Annotated in this window: 13 protein-coding genes; 9 read left to right on the top strand and 4 right to left on the bottom strand. The window is 39.5% G+C overall.

Translation table 11 applies throughout. The features are described 5' to 3' along the window. Positions 1-176 precede the first annotated feature (176 nt). Positions 177-1,019, top strand: coding sequence for an endonuclease/exonuclease/phosphatase family protein (locus AC13EX_RS03900; RefSeq protein ID WP_482891619.1), 843 nt, complete (start codon positions 177-179; stop codon positions 1,017-1,019). Between the two features lie 42 nt (positions 1,020-1,061). On the opposite strand, the gene AC13EX_RS03895 is transcribed toward AC13EX_RS03900, so the two are convergent. The 3 genes from AC13EX_RS03895 to AC13EX_RS03885 all read right to left on the bottom strand — a co-directional run bounded on the left by AC13EX_RS03895 (position 1,062) and on the right by AC13EX_RS03885 (position 3,770). Then, entirely contained in the window at positions 1,062-1,919 is an 858-nt protein-coding gene (locus AC13EX_RS03895; protein WP_482891618.1) for a formate/nitrite transporter family protein, read from the bottom strand. A 99-nt stretch (positions 1,920-2,018) separates the two neighbouring features. Beyond that, positions 2,019-2,723 (bottom strand): LytR/AlgR family response regulator transcription factor, encoded by a 705-nt coding sequence (locus AC13EX_RS03890; RefSeq protein WP_048641906.1) that lies wholly within the window; start codon positions 2,721-2,723, stop codon positions 2,019-2,021. A 459-nt stretch (positions 2,724-3,182) separates the two neighbouring features. After that, positions 3,183-3,770 (bottom strand): hypothetical protein, encoded by a 588-nt coding sequence (locus tag AC13EX_RS03885; RefSeq protein ID WP_482891617.1) that lies wholly within the window; start codon positions 3,768-3,770, stop codon positions 3,183-3,185. A gap of 473 nt (positions 3,771-4,243) precedes the next feature. Here AC13EX_RS03885 and AC13EX_RS03880 point away from each other — a divergent pair, with 473 nt between their 5' ends. Further along, positions 4,244-5,881 carry an FAD-dependent oxidoreductase gene (locus tag AC13EX_RS03880; protein WP_482891616.1) on the top strand — a complete coding sequence of 546 codons (1,638 nt, stop codon included), beginning with the start codon at positions 4,244-4,246 and terminating at the stop codon, positions 5,879-5,881. A gap of 56 nt (positions 5,882-5,937) precedes the next feature. On the opposite strand, the gene AC13EX_RS03875 is transcribed toward AC13EX_RS03880, so the two are convergent. Beyond that, complete coding sequence (locus AC13EX_RS03875) at positions 5,938-7,917, bottom strand: FG-GAP repeat domain-containing protein (protein ID WP_482891615.1); 1,980 nt, start codon at positions 7,915-7,917, stop codon at positions 5,938-5,940. 633 nt (positions 7,918-8,550) lie between these two features. Between AC13EX_RS03875 and AC13EX_RS03870 the strand changes: the two genes are divergently transcribed. The 7 genes from AC13EX_RS03870 to AC13EX_RS03840 all read left to right on the top strand — a co-directional run bounded on the left by AC13EX_RS03870 (position 8,551) and on the right by AC13EX_RS03840 (position 16,686). Continuing rightward, entirely contained in the window at positions 8,551-9,417 is an 867-nt protein-coding gene (locus AC13EX_RS03870; RefSeq protein WP_482891614.1) for a heme/hemin ABC transporter substrate-binding protein, read from the top strand. Continuing rightward, complete coding sequence (locus AC13EX_RS03865) at positions 9,414-10,469, top strand: FecCD family ABC transporter permease (RefSeq protein ID WP_482891613.1); 1,056 nt, start codon at positions 9,414-9,416, stop codon at positions 10,467-10,469. The genes AC13EX_RS03870 and AC13EX_RS03865 overlap by 4 nt, the downstream gene beginning before the upstream one ends. 7 nt (positions 10,470-10,476) lie before the next feature. Continuing rightward, on the top strand, positions 10,477-11,280 hold the full coding sequence (locus AC13EX_RS03860) for a heme ABC transporter ATP-binding protein (RefSeq protein WP_482891612.1): 804 nt from the start codon (positions 10,477-10,479) through the stop codon (positions 11,278-11,280). Positions 11,281-11,332: 52 nt separating this feature from the next. After that, positions 11,333-12,382, top strand: coding sequence for a hemin-degrading factor (locus AC13EX_RS03855; protein WP_482891611.1), 1,050 nt, complete (start codon positions 11,333-11,335; stop codon positions 12,380-12,382). A 45-nt stretch (positions 12,383-12,427) separates the two neighbouring features. After that, positions 12,428-14,725: a TonB-dependent receptor plug domain-containing protein gene (locus AC13EX_RS03850; protein WP_482891610.1), complete on the top strand. Its 2,298-nt coding sequence runs from the start codon at positions 12,428-12,430 to the stop codon at positions 14,723-14,725. Positions 14,726-14,744: 19 nt separating this feature from the next. Beyond that, positions 14,745-15,356, top strand: coding sequence for an HmuY family protein (locus AC13EX_RS03845; protein WP_482891609.1), 612 nt, complete (start codon positions 14,745-14,747; stop codon positions 15,354-15,356). 610 nt (positions 15,357-15,966) lie between these two features. Then, positions 15,967-16,686 carry a sterol desaturase family protein gene (locus AC13EX_RS03840; protein ID WP_482891608.1) on the top strand — a complete coding sequence of 240 codons (720 nt, stop codon included), beginning with the start codon at positions 15,967-15,969 and terminating at the stop codon, positions 16,684-16,686. The last annotated feature ends 3 nt before the right edge of the window (positions 16,687-16,689 follow it).

Below are 16,689 nucleotides of genomic sequence, written 5' to 3'. Positions count from 1 at the left end.
TAAATCTGTTTTTGAGGCTGATCATAGGGCCTATTTCTTAATTTCAGGTAGCTTTCTGGCTGCTTGTTTTGAATCGCTTATCCTAAATGTTAATGATGAGAATTTTATTTTGTTTATCCCTTCTTCTAATTTTTGGAAATTGTACTTCTAAAATAGAACAAACTACCTTCAAGGTAATGGCCTGGAACATTTTGCATGGAGGCAATGATATCGAGAATGGTCCTCAGAATGTTATTCAAATCATTAAGGAAATCAACCCTGATGTGATATTGATGGTAGAAACCTACGGTTCAGGGAAAATGATTGCAGATTCACTGGGCTATGACTTTCATTTAATTGCAGAAGAAGGTACCGCCCTGGACGATAAATCCGTCAACTTGTCTATTTTTTCTAAGTTTCCATTTGGAGAGCGAATTGATACAGATTATCCTTTCTATTTGGGAGGGCGAGAAATACTGATAAAGGATCGAAAGATCCGATTATTTTCCAATTGGTTTCACTATTTACCTTGGGAGGATTCTCCCGAGGATTTGGGATTAAACACAGCGGAATTACTAGCTTGGGAACGGTCTGAAAACAAGTATGACATGATCCAAAAAGTGCTTCCCTATTTGAAAAAATACAGTGCAGAAACGGATTCCATTCCCATGATTTTTGGTGGGGACATGAATACCCCATCACATTTGGATTGGGGAGAAGCGACCAAGGAAATTCACAATGGCTTGGTGGTTCCATGGTACAGTACCAAAGTTTTGGAAGACATGGGATTGATAGATACCTATAGAACTTTAAATCCAGATCCATTGGCCAATCCGGGGATCACATGGGACAGTAAAGGGGTGAAAGATGAACACCGGATAGACTATATATTTTATAAGGGGGATGCTTTAAAAGCCATCGATTCAAAATCCTATAAAGCATTTTTGGGCGAACCCTTCTCCATAAATGGAAAGACATTTGCTTATCCTTCAGATCATGGCTTTGTGCTGACTACTTTTGCGTTTAAAAACTTCCCCTAGCGAAGCAGAGATGTTTGAGTGAAACCGATAATTTTATCTTGTTTATTTTTTGCTTTTCGAAGCGTAATGGGATTCAAAAATTCGGTATTTAAATAGGGCCACAACAATAGAACCACCAATGCCGTTCCCCAATAAAGTGAGGACAAGGAACATCAAATAATCTCCCATAGAGATTGTTTCTGAATATAGAAAGGCGCCAAAAGCTTCTATATTTCCCACAATGCTGTGGTGAAAACCAACAAAACCTATGGTTCCGGTTATCAGTGCGATTAGAAGAATTCGGGTTAAGGATTCGGTAGTACTGTTCAATAACCAAGTTAAAAGTCCCATCAACCAGCCGGCAAAAATTGAACTTAGCAATAAAACTCCGTAACTGTGATTCAATATATGGCTACCAATTTTCACCATTGTTTCTTTGTCGAAAAGATTAAGCTGTGCTGCCAGATCTCCCACACAGAAAATGAATAAAATCCCCCCTAGGAGATTTCCAATAATGACCAAGCCCCAAATTGTCAATAATTCTAAAACGGTCCTTTGTCCATTTAAAACTGGCAATGCCAGTACAGAAGTTTGCTCTGTGTACAAGATAGATTTCCCTAGGATGACCATGATAAATCCCAATGGGTAAACCAGACCAAACATTTTAAATACAATATGCTCTTCTACTTTGCCTGCTAGAAGGAAATACAGTGTGCAAATCAATAGATAGCTAAATCCAATCTCAAGACCGGCAATGCAAGCACTTAAAAAAACGGCTAATTTTTTAATTTTAAATATTTCTTCACCTTCATGAATAACACGACTGAGGATATCCGTATATTTTTCTGAACCCTCTACTTCATTGGATCTTTTCTCCAGATCTTGCTGGTGTTCTTTTTGGTCTTTTTCCTCAGCCTTCATAAATTCAAAATGGTGTGATAAATTGGCTCTACTGTTCTTTTAACTAACTAAGGTAAACAAATTATGTTTGTACAAGAGGATGCAATAGTAGAACAGGTGCTAATTGATCAGCTTTTCTACCTTTTCTTTGTATGCCTCCCCAACAGAAAACTCCATCTCTCCTAAAAATACACTGTTTTTTCGAATGGAGGTAATTTCACCAATTGCTACTGCATAGGATTTGTGAATTCTGATAAATTGATCTGCTGGTAATGCGGATTCAGCTTCCTTGAAACTCATGCGTACCAGCAAAGGTTGTGGGTTACTTTTTAAATAAAATTTGATATAATCTCCATAACCCTTAAGCCATAAAAGGTCTACGAATTTTATTTTTACCTGGCTGTAATCCACGTTTACGAAAAAATGATCGAGCACTTTTTTTGCTTGGACAGGAGTGTGGGCTACTTGTAAATCGAAGCGGTCTTTGGCCCGGTTACAGGCTTTCAGGAAGCGCTCCATAGGTACTGGCTTGACCAGATAATCTACAACATCAAGCTCAAAACTTTCTAAGGCGAATTCTTTATAGGCCGAGATTATGATTGCCAGTGGTTTTTTTTCAAGACTTGAAATAAACTGTAACCCCGTTAATTCCGGCATTTGGATGTCAATAAAGATAAGGTCTATTTGTTGCTTTTGCATCTCCTCCATTGCATCAAAAGCATTGTCACAAGTGGTCACCAAATTAAGGAATGCTATTTTGCCAATATAGTTTTTAAGTAATTCTAGGGCAAGAGGTTCATCATCTATGGCAATACAGTTTATCATGAATTGTTTTTTTTGGCAGGATCTACCTTCAATATATTCGTTTTTGCTTTAAAATGAAACTTATGTTCTTCTGCTTTTGATCCTTTGACCCACTTCTGCAGTCTGTGGCTTTGTTTGAATTAACCCGGATTATGTAATAGGATTCGTGATGAGTGTTGCAATCGCAAGAAAATCAGGCTGTTTGGATATTTTAGCATAGCACCGCTATGGTGAAATTCAAAACAGCAACGAAGTGGCTGATTTTGAAGCGATTTCAGCACGTAATAGATTGTCAATTGCATATTTCGGGATTAAGCATTTCAGGTCATTTTCTGAGCTTTGCTGTGTGCTAAGAGATGTTTAGCTGGTAGTAAAAATGGAGAAACCCCTACACGATACAAATGTAAAGGTAGAGGCGTCTCCATTATGAAAATCTTAAATTTCGAGTAGGAAATTCAGGGCTAAGTATTTACTCCGAATTTAATCTACGCGTATATTTTGGTAGTAAACTTTATTGCCATCTTTAACGCTGATGATATAGTTTCCTCTGATGGCTTTTTCAAAATTGAAAGTTTTGTCAATGTTTGCCTGGCTAGTTAGTGTTTCACCAAATACCTTGGCTTTGTCTTGATTGATAATTTTAATATCCACATTATTTAAGTCCTTGTTGCTAAGATTGAGACGTACTTTTTTGCCTTCTGTTTCAAATACATTTGATTTCTTTGTCACCTCTTTGTTTATGATTTTCACTGCAGTATCTTCAATGTCAATAGTGTAAACCACTGATTGAGTCTCATCGTTTACTTTAAGGAAATAGGTGCCAGCTTCAAGGTTCTTGAAGTTAAAACTCTTTGCGTAATTTTTATCTGTGACATCATCGTAAAATAAAATATTGGCTTTGGAATCATTCAGGGATACCACCGTTTCTTTAGAAGTGGAAACCATTTCAAATACCAAACTTTTGGCGGCTATTCCATTGACCAGATTGATGCTTGGCTCATAGGCCATGGAAGTAAAAGAGATGAACATAAATGCGGCTACTGCGGTACTTTTTAACAAATTTTTCATGATAGTATTTTTAGAATGTTTGATTAATAACTGTCTGTTTGTGATTGAGTTATAGGTCAAACATAAGCAGCTCTAGCCTGCCTATTTATTAAGTGCGATGAAAGGAGAAAAGATTGCGACAAAGACTTAAAATGTTGCGATGAAAAATTCGAAGAAGATATAATTTACCTAGAAAATCGGTTTCAGCTCAGGTTTCAAAACGGTGAAAAACAATAATTAGGGTAGTTAGCAATTGGGATTTTAGATTTATAAAATCCCCTAGGAAGGAAAGATAATATGAGGCAAATTACCTGTTGTCCTTCAAGATTAGTATTTTTAGGCTCGATGTGTGAAAGTTCAGTCACTTCAAGTATTATGAACTTTAGTCAGGTCTCAAAACCGTGCTATTGTATTTTTTTTAAGAATAGCCAAATTCAGAGGATTTCATCTTAGGTGAAAGTATAAAAACGAAATAAACCCAATTTAAAGAATACATGAAATTTTTAAAAGTACTTTATTTATTGACCGCATGTGCATTGCTAAACGCCTGCAACAATGAAGTTAATCAAAATGTTTTAACTACTGACATTTGCATTCTGGGTGGGAGCGAGGCTGGATTTACGGCCGCTATTCAAGCTTCCCGGCTTGGTAAGAAAGTGGTGCTTATTGAACCGACGGGGCATCCGGGTGGGATGGTAGTAGAGGGATTGGGGAAGGACATGCGGTTTGGAAATGCACGCGTGATTGGAGGAATAGCACGCGAATTTTATGAAAAAGTGGAAGCGCATTACGGGCTAAAAGCAGAATTTGAAAACCCAAAATGGTATTCAAAATATGAGCCTTCAATTGCTGAAGCGGTAATTGAGCAGATGTTGGAGGAAGAAAAAAACATTACCATTATAAGAAATACTCGGATAAAGGAACAAAACGGAGTAGAAAAAAAAGGGAATAGAATAGAAAAGGTTATTCTTGAAAATGGCTCAGAAATAAAGGCCAAAGTATTTGTTGACGCTTCCATAGAAGGTCATTTGCTGCATTTTGCTGGAATAACTACTGAAACAATTCGGGAGGGGAATGAAAAATATGGGGAGAAGCTTAACGGCGTTCAGGAAGTAAATACTTTTAAGCAGTTTACGGTAGATGTTGACCCTTATATTATAGAAGGCGATTCTACAAGTGGACTAATCCCTACCATTCAAGCTGGGGAATTAGGAAACCATGGAGATCCCAGCCATTATATTCAGGGCTTTTGTTTTAGGATGTGCCTGACAAAAGATGAGCAAAACAAGCTACCAATTAATAAACCTGAGGACTATGTATCTGAAAGGTATGAAATTTACAGAAGGCACCTGAAAGAAGGAGGCCAGCTCTTCAGGCCTGAGGCCAATAGGCATAATGGTAAAACGGACATAGGCAGTTGGCACGATCTATCAGCAAATCTTTATGGAGAGAATTGGGAATACCCACAAGGGGATTATGAAAAACAAGACAGTATTATCCAATATCACCGTTCTTTTACTTTAGGATTGCTGTGGTTCTTACAAAACGACGAAAGTGTGGATAGTCTTACCAGAGCCAATTGGGAAGGATGGGGTTTGCCTAAAGATGAATTCACAGACAATGGCAATTGGCCACGTCGCTTGTATATTCGAAGTGGAAGACGAATGGTATCTGAATACGTCATCACTGAACACAATGTCGATATTAAGGTTAAAGATACGGTTTCAGATCCGATTGCGATAGCATGGTGGCCGCCGGATGTGCACCACGCCAGAAGAATTGTAAAAGATGGCAAAGCTTATAATGAAGGGTTTACCCATGTAGAAAACGATGGAACTTGGAAACCTTTTAAAATCTCATTTCAGGCCACAGTGCCAAAGAAAGATGAATGTAGTAATGTATTGACGCCTACCTGTCTTTCCTCAAGCTATGTGGGTTATGGAAGTATTCGAATCGTTCCTACTTTTATGATAATGGGTCAGAGTGTTGGTGCAGCAGCGACTATTGCGGTTAATGAAAATTTGGATGTACAAGATATACCCTTCCCAGAATTGGAAAAGGTCTTGCTGAGTCAGAATCAATTGCTTGCTCTTCCGGATGATTGGTTGGAAATAATCACCAAAAATAATTAAATCAAAAAAGCCTCTGCAATTGTTGCGGAGGCTTTTTTACTATTTTGATTTATTTACTACCTACGGAAGTAATAAAAATGTCCATCTTCGGCTCCTGCCAAAACGTCCAGTATCCCATTTTTATTCCAATCAACAAAAGTAGGGCTTGTGGTATGTCCAGCAAGGATTACTTCAGATATAGGGCCTTTATGGTTAAAGACTACCTTATCAGGGCTTTCGCTAATGTTTTCAAATAAGGAAATATTTACGCTATTGATCAATAGGTCCAGGTCACCATCATTGTCCCAATCCATAAAGCTGATTTTCCTTCGCCCACTACTACCAGCGTCTGAAATGTTAAGTCTTAAGACGCCAGGGTTTGTATCTTCCACTTTGTCTTTGTTGGTAAATGTGGAGCCATTTTCTCCGTAAAAGATGCGTTTTCCGGGCTGAAGAATTGGTTCACCATTACCTTGTTTCCCTTCAAAGTAGGCAAGGTAGCCTTCATGATCTAGCATCACCAAATCCATAACCCCATCTTTGTTCCAATCGATAGCATATGGAGTAGTTCTCCACTGTGTCGCCAATTCATTGGCTTCAGGTTTCCACCAGTTCCACGCTGGATGTGGGGGTGTTTGGTCTGCCCAATCTATTTTTACAGGTTGAGGAGCCAATAATCCATTTCCAGTGTTTTTGATCCATTCTACTCTACCCCAGATGGAGTTGAAAACAATGTCTTTGTGGTTGTCGCCATCCCAGTCAGCTACGGTCAAAGTGGTGTAACCCCATTTTGCTTCGGCAGGTCCTTGAATAGATCCGTTGTCACCGGCTTGGATCCTTACCGGTTCACCATCGATTTCCAATAGTTTTGGCTCAGCCCATTTTGGATTCGCCGCCCCATCCAAATTTTCTATAAAGGCAAAGTGGCCAGCAGAGTTACCTGCAATGATGTCTTCATCGCCATCATTGTCCCAGTCAACACTAACAGGTGTTACCAAAGCCCCAAATTTAAGGTTGTCTGCTTGTTGTCTGAAGTATTTTGGGGAATCAAAAATAGGAAGTCCATTTTTAGTTTCTCCTGTGTTTTTTATTAATGCCACGCGGCCATCTTCATCACCTACTACCAAATCTACATGTCCATCTTTATCCCAATCCAAGGCTACGGGAATGATCATTTCTAGATTCATGGTAATTATACCCTCCTCGTTTTCTAAAAATTTACCTTCTTTGTAAATAGGTTTTTCTCTGGTGCCTGTGTTTTCAAAATACGTCATTTTATCCAGAAACTCTCCACAAATAAGGTCAAGGTCTCCATCTCCATCAAAGTCTGCGAAATTAGGTGAAGGAGCACCATATACATTTATCTCTTTTCCTCCAGCTTTAATTCTTCCACGGTTTTCGTAATTGCCGTCTTTGTTCTCTAATAAATATACATAACCAAAAAGCGGTCCATTGGTCCAAACACCTTGGTCATTGTAGGCATCGTCCCAGCCGTAAGAAGACCAATCATCCATGCCAACAATAATATCAAGGTCACCATCTCCTTCATAATCTATCATCTTCCACTGGTTGAATCTAGGCTTTTTACCCAGTTCCTTGGTAAGTTCCTCAATGGGAAAAAGGTCTTTAGGTGTTGAGGCCAAGTCAGTTTTGAAGTTCATTAACTCTGCACCAGGAGTCAATACCTTAACACCTTGGTCTGTATGGGAAACTTGTACTTTAGATATGGCATCTCCTATTCTAACAGGAGGTGCGAAATCTGGGAAATCTTCACCGCTGGTATTTTCAAAAAAGTAAAGTCCATTGAAAGGTTTGTCCGGACAGGAAACAAGCATGTCCATGTCACCATCCCCATCATAATCCATAGGCAATGGCCAAGCCCATAATCCCACACCTAGAAATGAAGTGGCTCCAGGGTTATTGTATTTTACGATTTCGAAGTCACTAGATTCTTCAACTGCCTCTTCGGTTGCTTTAGGACTTGAGCAAGCTGCTACCAAAACCAGCATGGCAAGTATTAAAAAGTTTTTCCTAAGGGGGTTCTTTAATTTTCTCATTTTAATAATTTGGGTTTCTTCTTTCATATTATTAATCGTTGTTTGCAAAGCTGTGTTTTATTAGTGGCGGACATTGGCAAAAACTTTGTTTTACTCAGTTTTTCATTAGCAATGTATCTGTTTAGAAAATTCGCCTTTATTATTGTCTATGTGCCAAAGCTGAATTGTCTTATTAGGTACCCTATTATAATGAAAAAGACCACCCAAAACTGAGTGATTGTGTGCATTTCTACCGTATTTTCCCTTTGCCTTCATTAAATATCTAAAATAATATTTTATTCACATAATCATATGTTGTTTTCATAAGGTTAATTGATGTAAACCCTAATACAATCCTTTTAGGTGGTGGGAGAGGGCTTTGCCTTTCCTTTCTTGCTTTGCTTAGTTTTTCATTTTTAGGGAATGTTATGATTGATAAGGAATAGGGTAACTGATAGATTTACAGTTGTGTGAAAAATTAGAACCAATCAATTGGCGCCTTTAATAAAAGAAGGGGATCATGATCTTATTCGACCTTAGCTGAATAGCATTACTTTTTTCCAGAAGTTAAAAATCTTATTATTTTTATTTGGAATTAATCCAAATAGATGTACATTCGCTTTTCAATAGTTTATTAATAATTAATCTAAATAAATGAAAGGCTTATTGCTAACTTGTTTAACTACTATGATCCTTTTGGCCTGCTCTACCGGTGAAAAGAAAGCCAAGGACAGTTCTGAAGTAGCAAATCCTAGTATTGTTACTGCAGGGGGTACCCTAACTGAAATCGTGTATACGCTTGGTTTGGGTGACAGGATCATTGCAACTGACCGTACTTCTACTTATCCGGAAAAGATGCAGTCTTTGCCTAGTATAGGTTACAGGAATCAAATTAAGGCAGAGGGGATCTTGTCCCTTGCTCCGGATATCATTCTTGCTGAAGAGGACTACTTGTCAGAAGATGTGGTGGATCAATTGAAATTGATGAACCTGGAAGTTCATTTTTTCAAAAAACCAGAAAATCCAACAGACACCAAGACGCTTGTTAGTGAATTGGCGACATTATTTGAAGTGCCTGAGCGTGGGATAGAAATAAATGAGGGAATAGACGAGGATCTGCAAATATTGGCAGATTACTTGGCTGACAATGAGGAAAGGCCAAGCGCAGCCTTTGTTATGGCAAGAGGACCGGAGACTTTATTCGTGGCTGGTGAGGAGACCTTTGCAGAAACAATCTTCAATTTGGCTGGTATTCGTTCTTCCGCCCAAGGTTTCGAAGATTTTGTCCCCTTGACACCAGAATCGCTGGTAACCATGTCACCGGAATACTTGGTTTTATTTGATTCAGGTTTGGAAAGTTTGGGAGGCATAGAAGGTATGGCTAGAATTCAAGGGATCAAGGAAACAAAGGCCTATCAGGAAAGCCAAGTACTTAGTTTTGACGGACATTATTTATCAGGACTCGGGCCTAGGGTAGGACAAGTAGCATTGGAACTAGCTAAAGCAGTAAGAAACAAATGATAGCGCTTCCACTAACTTTCTCAAAACAGCGATTAAGTCGGTGGGTGCTAATCGGATTGTCTGTGTTACTTGTTGGCATTGTAATGCTCTCCCTTACGAAAGGAGCGTATTCCATAGGCCTGTCCCAAGTTATAGCGGCTTTAATTGAACCTTTCGGTTACCATTTAGATGCATTTGACCTAAGAGCTGCCAATGTTTTGATGCAGATAAGACTACCCAGAATAATCCTCTCAGTATTGGTTGGTGGAGGTTTGGGAATTGCCGGAGCAGCATTGCAGGGTTTGTTTAGGAATCCTTTGGTAGAGCCAGGGCTAATAGGAGTGAGTAGCGGGAGTGCACTGTTTGCCGTTATTTTTCTGGTCGTTTTTCCAGGAATAACAAGCATTTTTCCAATACTGGAACGTTTAGGCTTGCCAATGTTCTCTTTTTTGGGAGGCTTGGTTAATGTGTTCGCAGTGTATTATCTCGGGGCGAAAAAAGAAGGTGAAAATACGGCCACTATTATTCTAGCGGGAGTAGCCATTAATGCTTTGGCTGGGGCTTTGATTGGACTCACTTTGTTTTATGCGGACGATACCGCATTGCGGAGCTTCACTTTCTGGAGTTTGGGTGATTTGAGTGTTGCTTCCTGGGAGAAGCTTCCGATTGCAGCGCTGCTAATTTGCATTCCTTCCCTCGTATTATTGAAAGGATCAAAGAATTTGAACGCATTGGCTTTGGGAGAGAAAGAGGCCTTTTATATGGGAGTAAATGTAAACCGCACAAAGGTAACCTTACTTGTTTCCACCGCTTTGATTGTTGGGGTGGCTGTTTCTTTAACCGGAATGATTGGTTTTGTGGGTTTGATTGTGCCTCATTTGATGAGAATAAGTTTTGGTGCTGATCACAAGTTGGTTTTACCAGGTTCTTTTTTACTAGGAGCCATCTTATTGAATTTCGCTGACCTATTGGCCAGAACCATTGCCATACCAGCAGAGATGCCCATAGGCGTAATAACCTCCTTATTGGGAGCACCTTTCTTTATGGGATTGATTTATAATTTAAAAAAATAAAACGCCAATGCTAACTGCCTCAAATATTCAATTTCGAATAAGAAATCGGACCATATTGGATACCACTAGTTTAGAAGTGGCAGCAGGGCAGATTATAGCCATATTGGGGCCAAACGGTGCAGGTAAATCAAGCCTATTTAAATTGCTTTCAGGTGAGTCTAGCTGTACATGTGGAGAAGTAAGCTATAATGGCAGAAGTATAGCCAAATACAAAGCCAGGGATTTGGCAGAGCTGCGAGCTGTAATGCCCCAGCACTCTTCCGTTAACTTCCCATTTACGGTTCGGGAAGTGGTAGAGTTGGGACTTATCTCAATTCAACCTAAAAGTCCAGAAAAGACAGTTGATGAAGTCATGGCTTTGGCTCAAATCAAACATTTGCAGGGCCAAGAATATTATCAATTGTCAGGAGGAGAAAAACAACGTGTGCAACTCGCTAGGGTTTTGGCCCAGGTTTGGGAAAGAAAGCCTTATCCTCGCTATGTATTGCTGGATGAGCCAACTTCTAGCCTTGACATCGCCCAGCAACATGCAGTTTTGGAGATTTTACTTCAACTCAAAAGCAGAAATATCGGGGTGTTAATAATTCTTCACGATCTAAATCTTGCCGCGCAATATGCAGATGAAATCATCCTCTTGAAATCCGGTAAAATTTGCTATTGTGGCCCTATGAAAGAAGGAATGGATGGCTGTTTGCTTGAAAAAGTCTTTGACCATCCCATTAGAATTATGAATTGTCCAGTAACCAATCAATTGATTGTTCATAGTACCAATAAACCAAAAATGTATTCTTCATCCCGAGCTATGCAATAATATAGGTGTTGCTTATTTCGGGTTCAAATCAAACTTTATATTATAAAAACAAATGGAAGGCATACCTACTTCATTGATTAATTTAAAAGCTTCTTGGGAAGAGCTTAAAACGGAAAACCCTAAACTTAGAATCAGGGATGCTGCAAAGCATTTGGATGTTTCAGAAGCAGAATTGCTAGCAACAGGGCTAGGACAAAACGTAGTTCGACTGTCAACAGATTTTGTCGATCAGGTTAAGAAATTTCCTCGACTTGAAAAAGTAATGTCGTTGACAAGAAGTGAAGGTTGTGTATTGGAACATAAAGGAAGGTTTCAGAAAATAGAAATCCATGGTTCAGCCCCTCATCAGGTTGGTACAGTGATTGGCCCCATAGAACAAAGAATTTTTTTTAACGCATGGAAATATGGCTTTGCAGTAAATAGCGATACGCCACGTGGGCCTATGTTTAGCCTTCAGTATTTTGATGCCCAAGGTGATGCTATAATGAAAGTATACCTACAGGAGAAATCAGATGATGATTTTGCAAAGACAATGGTTTTGGAGCACCTTCATAAAGATCAAGTTTCAGCTTTGGATCCTGTGCCTTATGCCTTGCCAGAATATACAAGCGAAGATGACTTGGATAAAGCCTGCTTCTCTTCTGACTGGGAAAACATGAAAGATACCCATGATTTCTTTGGGATGTTACGGAAGTACAAATTGAATCGCCTGAATGCAGTAGAGTGGATTGGTGACAATTGGGCCCATCAGGTGGATAGATTGTCGGCCAGACAAGTGGTCAATACTGCTTCTGAAACGGGACTTCCCATCATGGTTTTCGTTGGTAATAAAGGAAATATTCAAATTCATCAGGGTAAGGTTAAGAACATCAAACAATTGGAAGATTGGCTTAATGTAATGGATCCGGATTTCAATATGCACCTTAATGAAGAGGTGATTGACAAGGCTTTTGTAGTGCATAAAAACACAGTGGATGGCTTGGTATCAGCGCTGGAGTTATTTGACAAGAAAGGAGACATGGTTTGCCAATTTTTTGGATTGAGAAAACCAGGCATTCCACAAAAAGAAGCGTGGAAAGATTTGCTTGATAGCTTGAATTAATAATAGCGCAGGGGAATGGTGCCCTTGCGTAAAAAATTTAAACCAATGATTAGAATTAATCTAATTAAACTTAACATGATGGTTTTATTCCTTCTTCACCCCTTAATTGGACATGGAGCGGAGGGAGATAAAATCATTGTAGACAATTATGGCAATCCACTTCCACAGGCAGTGGTTCAAGTGGATCAGTTGCCTCCTATTGTTGCTGGGCCTTCGGGAGAAATAAGCCTGGCTCAATTGGGGACCGGAGATTCCGTTTTGGTATTTGCATTGGGGCATGAAAGCAAGCAATTCAGCTGGGCAGAATGGAGCATGGCTGATGTCATAGTCCTGAAAGAAAAGGAAGGAGAATTGAATGAAGTGGTGGTTTCGGCTACCCGAACTGACCGTACTGTTGCGGATTTGCCCATGCCGGTGAGTGTTATTGGTAAAAAAGCCATACAGCAGACAGGAGGGATTCGGCTTTCAGAAGTACTAAGTGAGCAGACAGGTTTACAGATTGTCTCTAATCATGGTACAGGATTGCAAATGCAGGGCTTGGATACGGACTATATCCTTATCCTTCTGGATGGGGAACCCTTGATTGGCAGAACTGCCGGAACATTTGATTTGAACCGGATTTCTGTTTCCAATATTGAGCGAATAGAGATACTCAAAGGACCTGCCAGTGCAATTTATGGCAGTGAAGCCATGGCTGGTGTAGTAAACATCATTACTAAATCTGCTGGTCAGGGTAAAAAAATTGACCTTGGATTGAGGCAGCGATCCTTTAATACTTGGAATCCTTATTTGGATTTTGGAATAAGAGAAAAGAAGTGGAATGTAGATGTTTTCTACGATTACTATAGGACAGATGGGTATGACCTGAGCCCAGAAGTAACGGGAAAAACCCAAAACCCTTACCAGTCTCACAGTGCACAAGTAAAGCTGGGAACCAACCTAGGCGCGGGCTGGAATTTTAATGTGTTTTTTCGAGGCTATACTGAGCAAGCCACAGGTTTATTGGAAGTGGAAGAAAGTTCAGGCCCAGAGGTACTTGATGTCGATGACAAACGAAAGGAAATTAATATTAACCCAACCTTAAGGTACAAGCCCAACAATGACTGGTTGATCACCCTTAGGAATATGAGTACTCTGTTTAGTACCAATTCAGATACGAGGTACCAGAAGGAAGGAAAGGTGTTTGATATACAGGAATTCGATCAAATTTTTCAGCGAACGGAATTGCAGTCGGATTATCAGATCAATCAAAAACAATTGCTCACATTGGGTTTGGGATTCTCAGGCGAAACGGTAGAAGCCACCCGATATGATGATAGAAATCATTTTGACGCCACTTATTTTTACTTGCAACACCAATGGGATGCTTCTGATAAGATCAATATTGTCAGTGGTGCCCGTGGTGATTTTCATAGCGTATATGGAAGTCGTGTAAGCCCAAAACTTTCCGGACAATACAAGTTTTCGGATACTTTTAGCTGGCAGTTGTCAATTGGTTCCGGCTTTAAGGCACCTGATTTTCGGCAACTACTATTGAACTTCAACAATGCCTCTGCTGGCTATTACGTGTTTGGCTCCAGTGTGGCAAATGAAGCCCTAGAAAAATTGGAGGAAAAAGGGCTGGTAGCAAAACGACTTATTCAGCCAGAGAATCTTGGAGAGCTGAAAGCAGAACATTCCTGGGCCGTTAATACAGGTTTTCGATGGAAACCTGCGGAGGCTGTATTGGTACAGTTGAATGGCTATAGAAATGACTTGCAAAACATGATAGAAACGGCCCCAATTGCGCAGCTGGTTTCCGGCCAAAATGCCTTTTCTTATTTCAATATCAGCCAGGTAATTACTCAAGGGGTCGATGTTGACCTGCAATACAAATGGAATGATAAGCTAAGCTTTGGTGCTGGATATGCCTATTTGGATACTCGTGATTTGGATGTATTGGGTCAAATTGACAATGGGGAGATTTATAAAAGAAATACAAGTAACCAAACTGTTCGGGTAACGAGGGCTGATTATGGAGGGCTGTTTAATAGAAGTGCTCACAGTGGCAATTTCAAGGTGAATTATTTAGAAAACCGAACAGGAATAAACTGGGCTTTAAGGGTGCTGTATAGAGGGAAGTTTGGGTTCTCGGACTTAAATGGTAACCTGATATTGGACGATGAAAGAGAGTTTTCCCCTGGTTATTTCAATGTCAATTTAACAGCTACAAAAAAGTTTGACAATGGATTCCTGATAGAATCAGGAGTTAACAATCTGCTTAATACTACCAATTTAGCCCAACCGAATATGCCGGGAAGGTTACTGTTTGTCGGGATAAAAATACCACTATTAAATTTATAACTATAACACAATACTTCATATGAAAAATTTATCAATGCTATTGTCTCTTTTCTTAAGTTTATTTGTTTTTATGGCCTGTGATCCTGCCGATGAGGATGAACCTCAATTGCCTTTGGTGGCTGAAATGGTAGTAGACCTTTCTGCTCCGAATGATGTAATAGATCGAGGTACAGGGCAGGTAGTGGAGGAAAAGCCTTTCCAATACTATAGTTTAAGTGAAAATAAGTTACTGTCCGAAAATGAGAGCTGGGACCTTGCTTTCAAAGGCACTACTATCCGTACGAATGCTGCCAAAAATGTCAGGGCCACTTTGGTAGATGGGGTTTTCCAGGAAATTAAGGAAGTGCCTGAAACCGCTACTTTTACTTTGGATACAGAAACAGAATTGGCAATTCCTACTGGTAGCGGTAATGGCTGGTACAGTTATAACCCAAGCACTCATGCAATTAAACCTATTCCGGGCAAGGTGATTTTACTGCAGACGGCATCAGGTAATTACGCAAAAGTAGAAATCCTGAGTTATTATAAAGGAAGTCCCTCCGATGAAGAGCTGGATCCCCTAACGGATGAAGGGGCCACTTATACTTTCCAGTTTGTGCTACAACCGAACGGGACAACCAAATTCGAGTAATTAAACCCGATATAGTTTTATTTGCAAGTTTCAGTTTTCGAGTCCCTGTTAAAACCATTTATTTCTGGCAGGGACTCTTTTACTTCTTTCAGGTCAGTGTTTATTTTTTTTAAGCGATTTAGAAAGTCCTCATAGAAGTTCTTTTTTAAATTTTCCGCTTGGATAGTCTGATTTTTAGGCTTCATAAAGTACTCAACTTTTTAATGAAATTGAATGTCATAATTAATCTTTCAACCCATGGCAGTAACCTTGGGTTTGTACACTACTTTTATAGACGCATTTTACTTCAAAATCCCTCGGGTTTAATTGATTTTTTGAATTTCAGCTTCCCTATCAAATAATGCGTTGACAGGTCATTGATCTGAGGTGAAAAGACAAAAAGAAGAAATGCCTATCTTTAACCCGGATTATGTAATAGGGTTCGTGATGAGTGTTGCAATCGCGAGAAAATCAGGCTGTTTGGATATTTTAGCATAGCACCGCTATGGTGAAATTGAAAACAGCAACGAAGTGGCTGATTTTGAAGCGATTTCAGCACGTAATTGATTGTCTATTGCATATACCGGGTTTAAGATTCCTATTCCACACTCGGTAAAAACTTTGAGACCTAATGGAGCCTTTTATAAGACATGTACTGTACGACTATTCCTACTTTATTTTGTTTGGGCTTTCCTTGGGCTACTTTTTACTGCTATATTTTGGTATAGGAGCTCTTTTTTTAGCCATTTGTAGATTTTTGGAATCTCGTAAACTGCTTCACAAAATTCGGCCCGAGGAAGTTTCTCGCCGGCAGATTATTTTTGAAATCAAACATTCTCTGAAGTCCATTGTGGTCTTTGGGTTTTCGATTATACCTGTTATTTACTTTGTACGTTTAGGTATTATAGAATTATTACCCAATACCTGGCTTACGGGATTGGCTGGGCTTATTGTACTTACTTTATGGAATGAGGTTCACTTTTACTTCGTGCACCGATTGATGCATCAAAAATTCATGATGAAACAGGTGCATTACATTCACCATAAATCGCATGTCCCAACAGTTTATTCTGTGTTTAGCTTTCATTGGGTGGAGGCCTTATTATTAAGTACGGTACCTTTAACCATATTGCCGTTTATTCCATTTTCTATACTTGCCGTTTTCATATTCCCTCTGGTAAGCATTTTGTTGAATTTTGCCGGGCATTGTAATTATAGGTTTGGAAATGGCAAAGGGAATGGGTGGGAGCACTTTGGCACCTGTCACAATGAGCACCATAGTAGAGGTAGAAAAAACTATGGCTTTGCACTTAATCTTCTGGATAAATTGTTTTCCAGACAAAATAGATAACAA

The organism is Cyclobacterium sp. L-R, assembly GCF_056859355.1.
The sequence above is the reverse complement of the archived record's forward strand: the minus strand, read 5'-3'. Positions and strand labels throughout refer to the sequence as shown.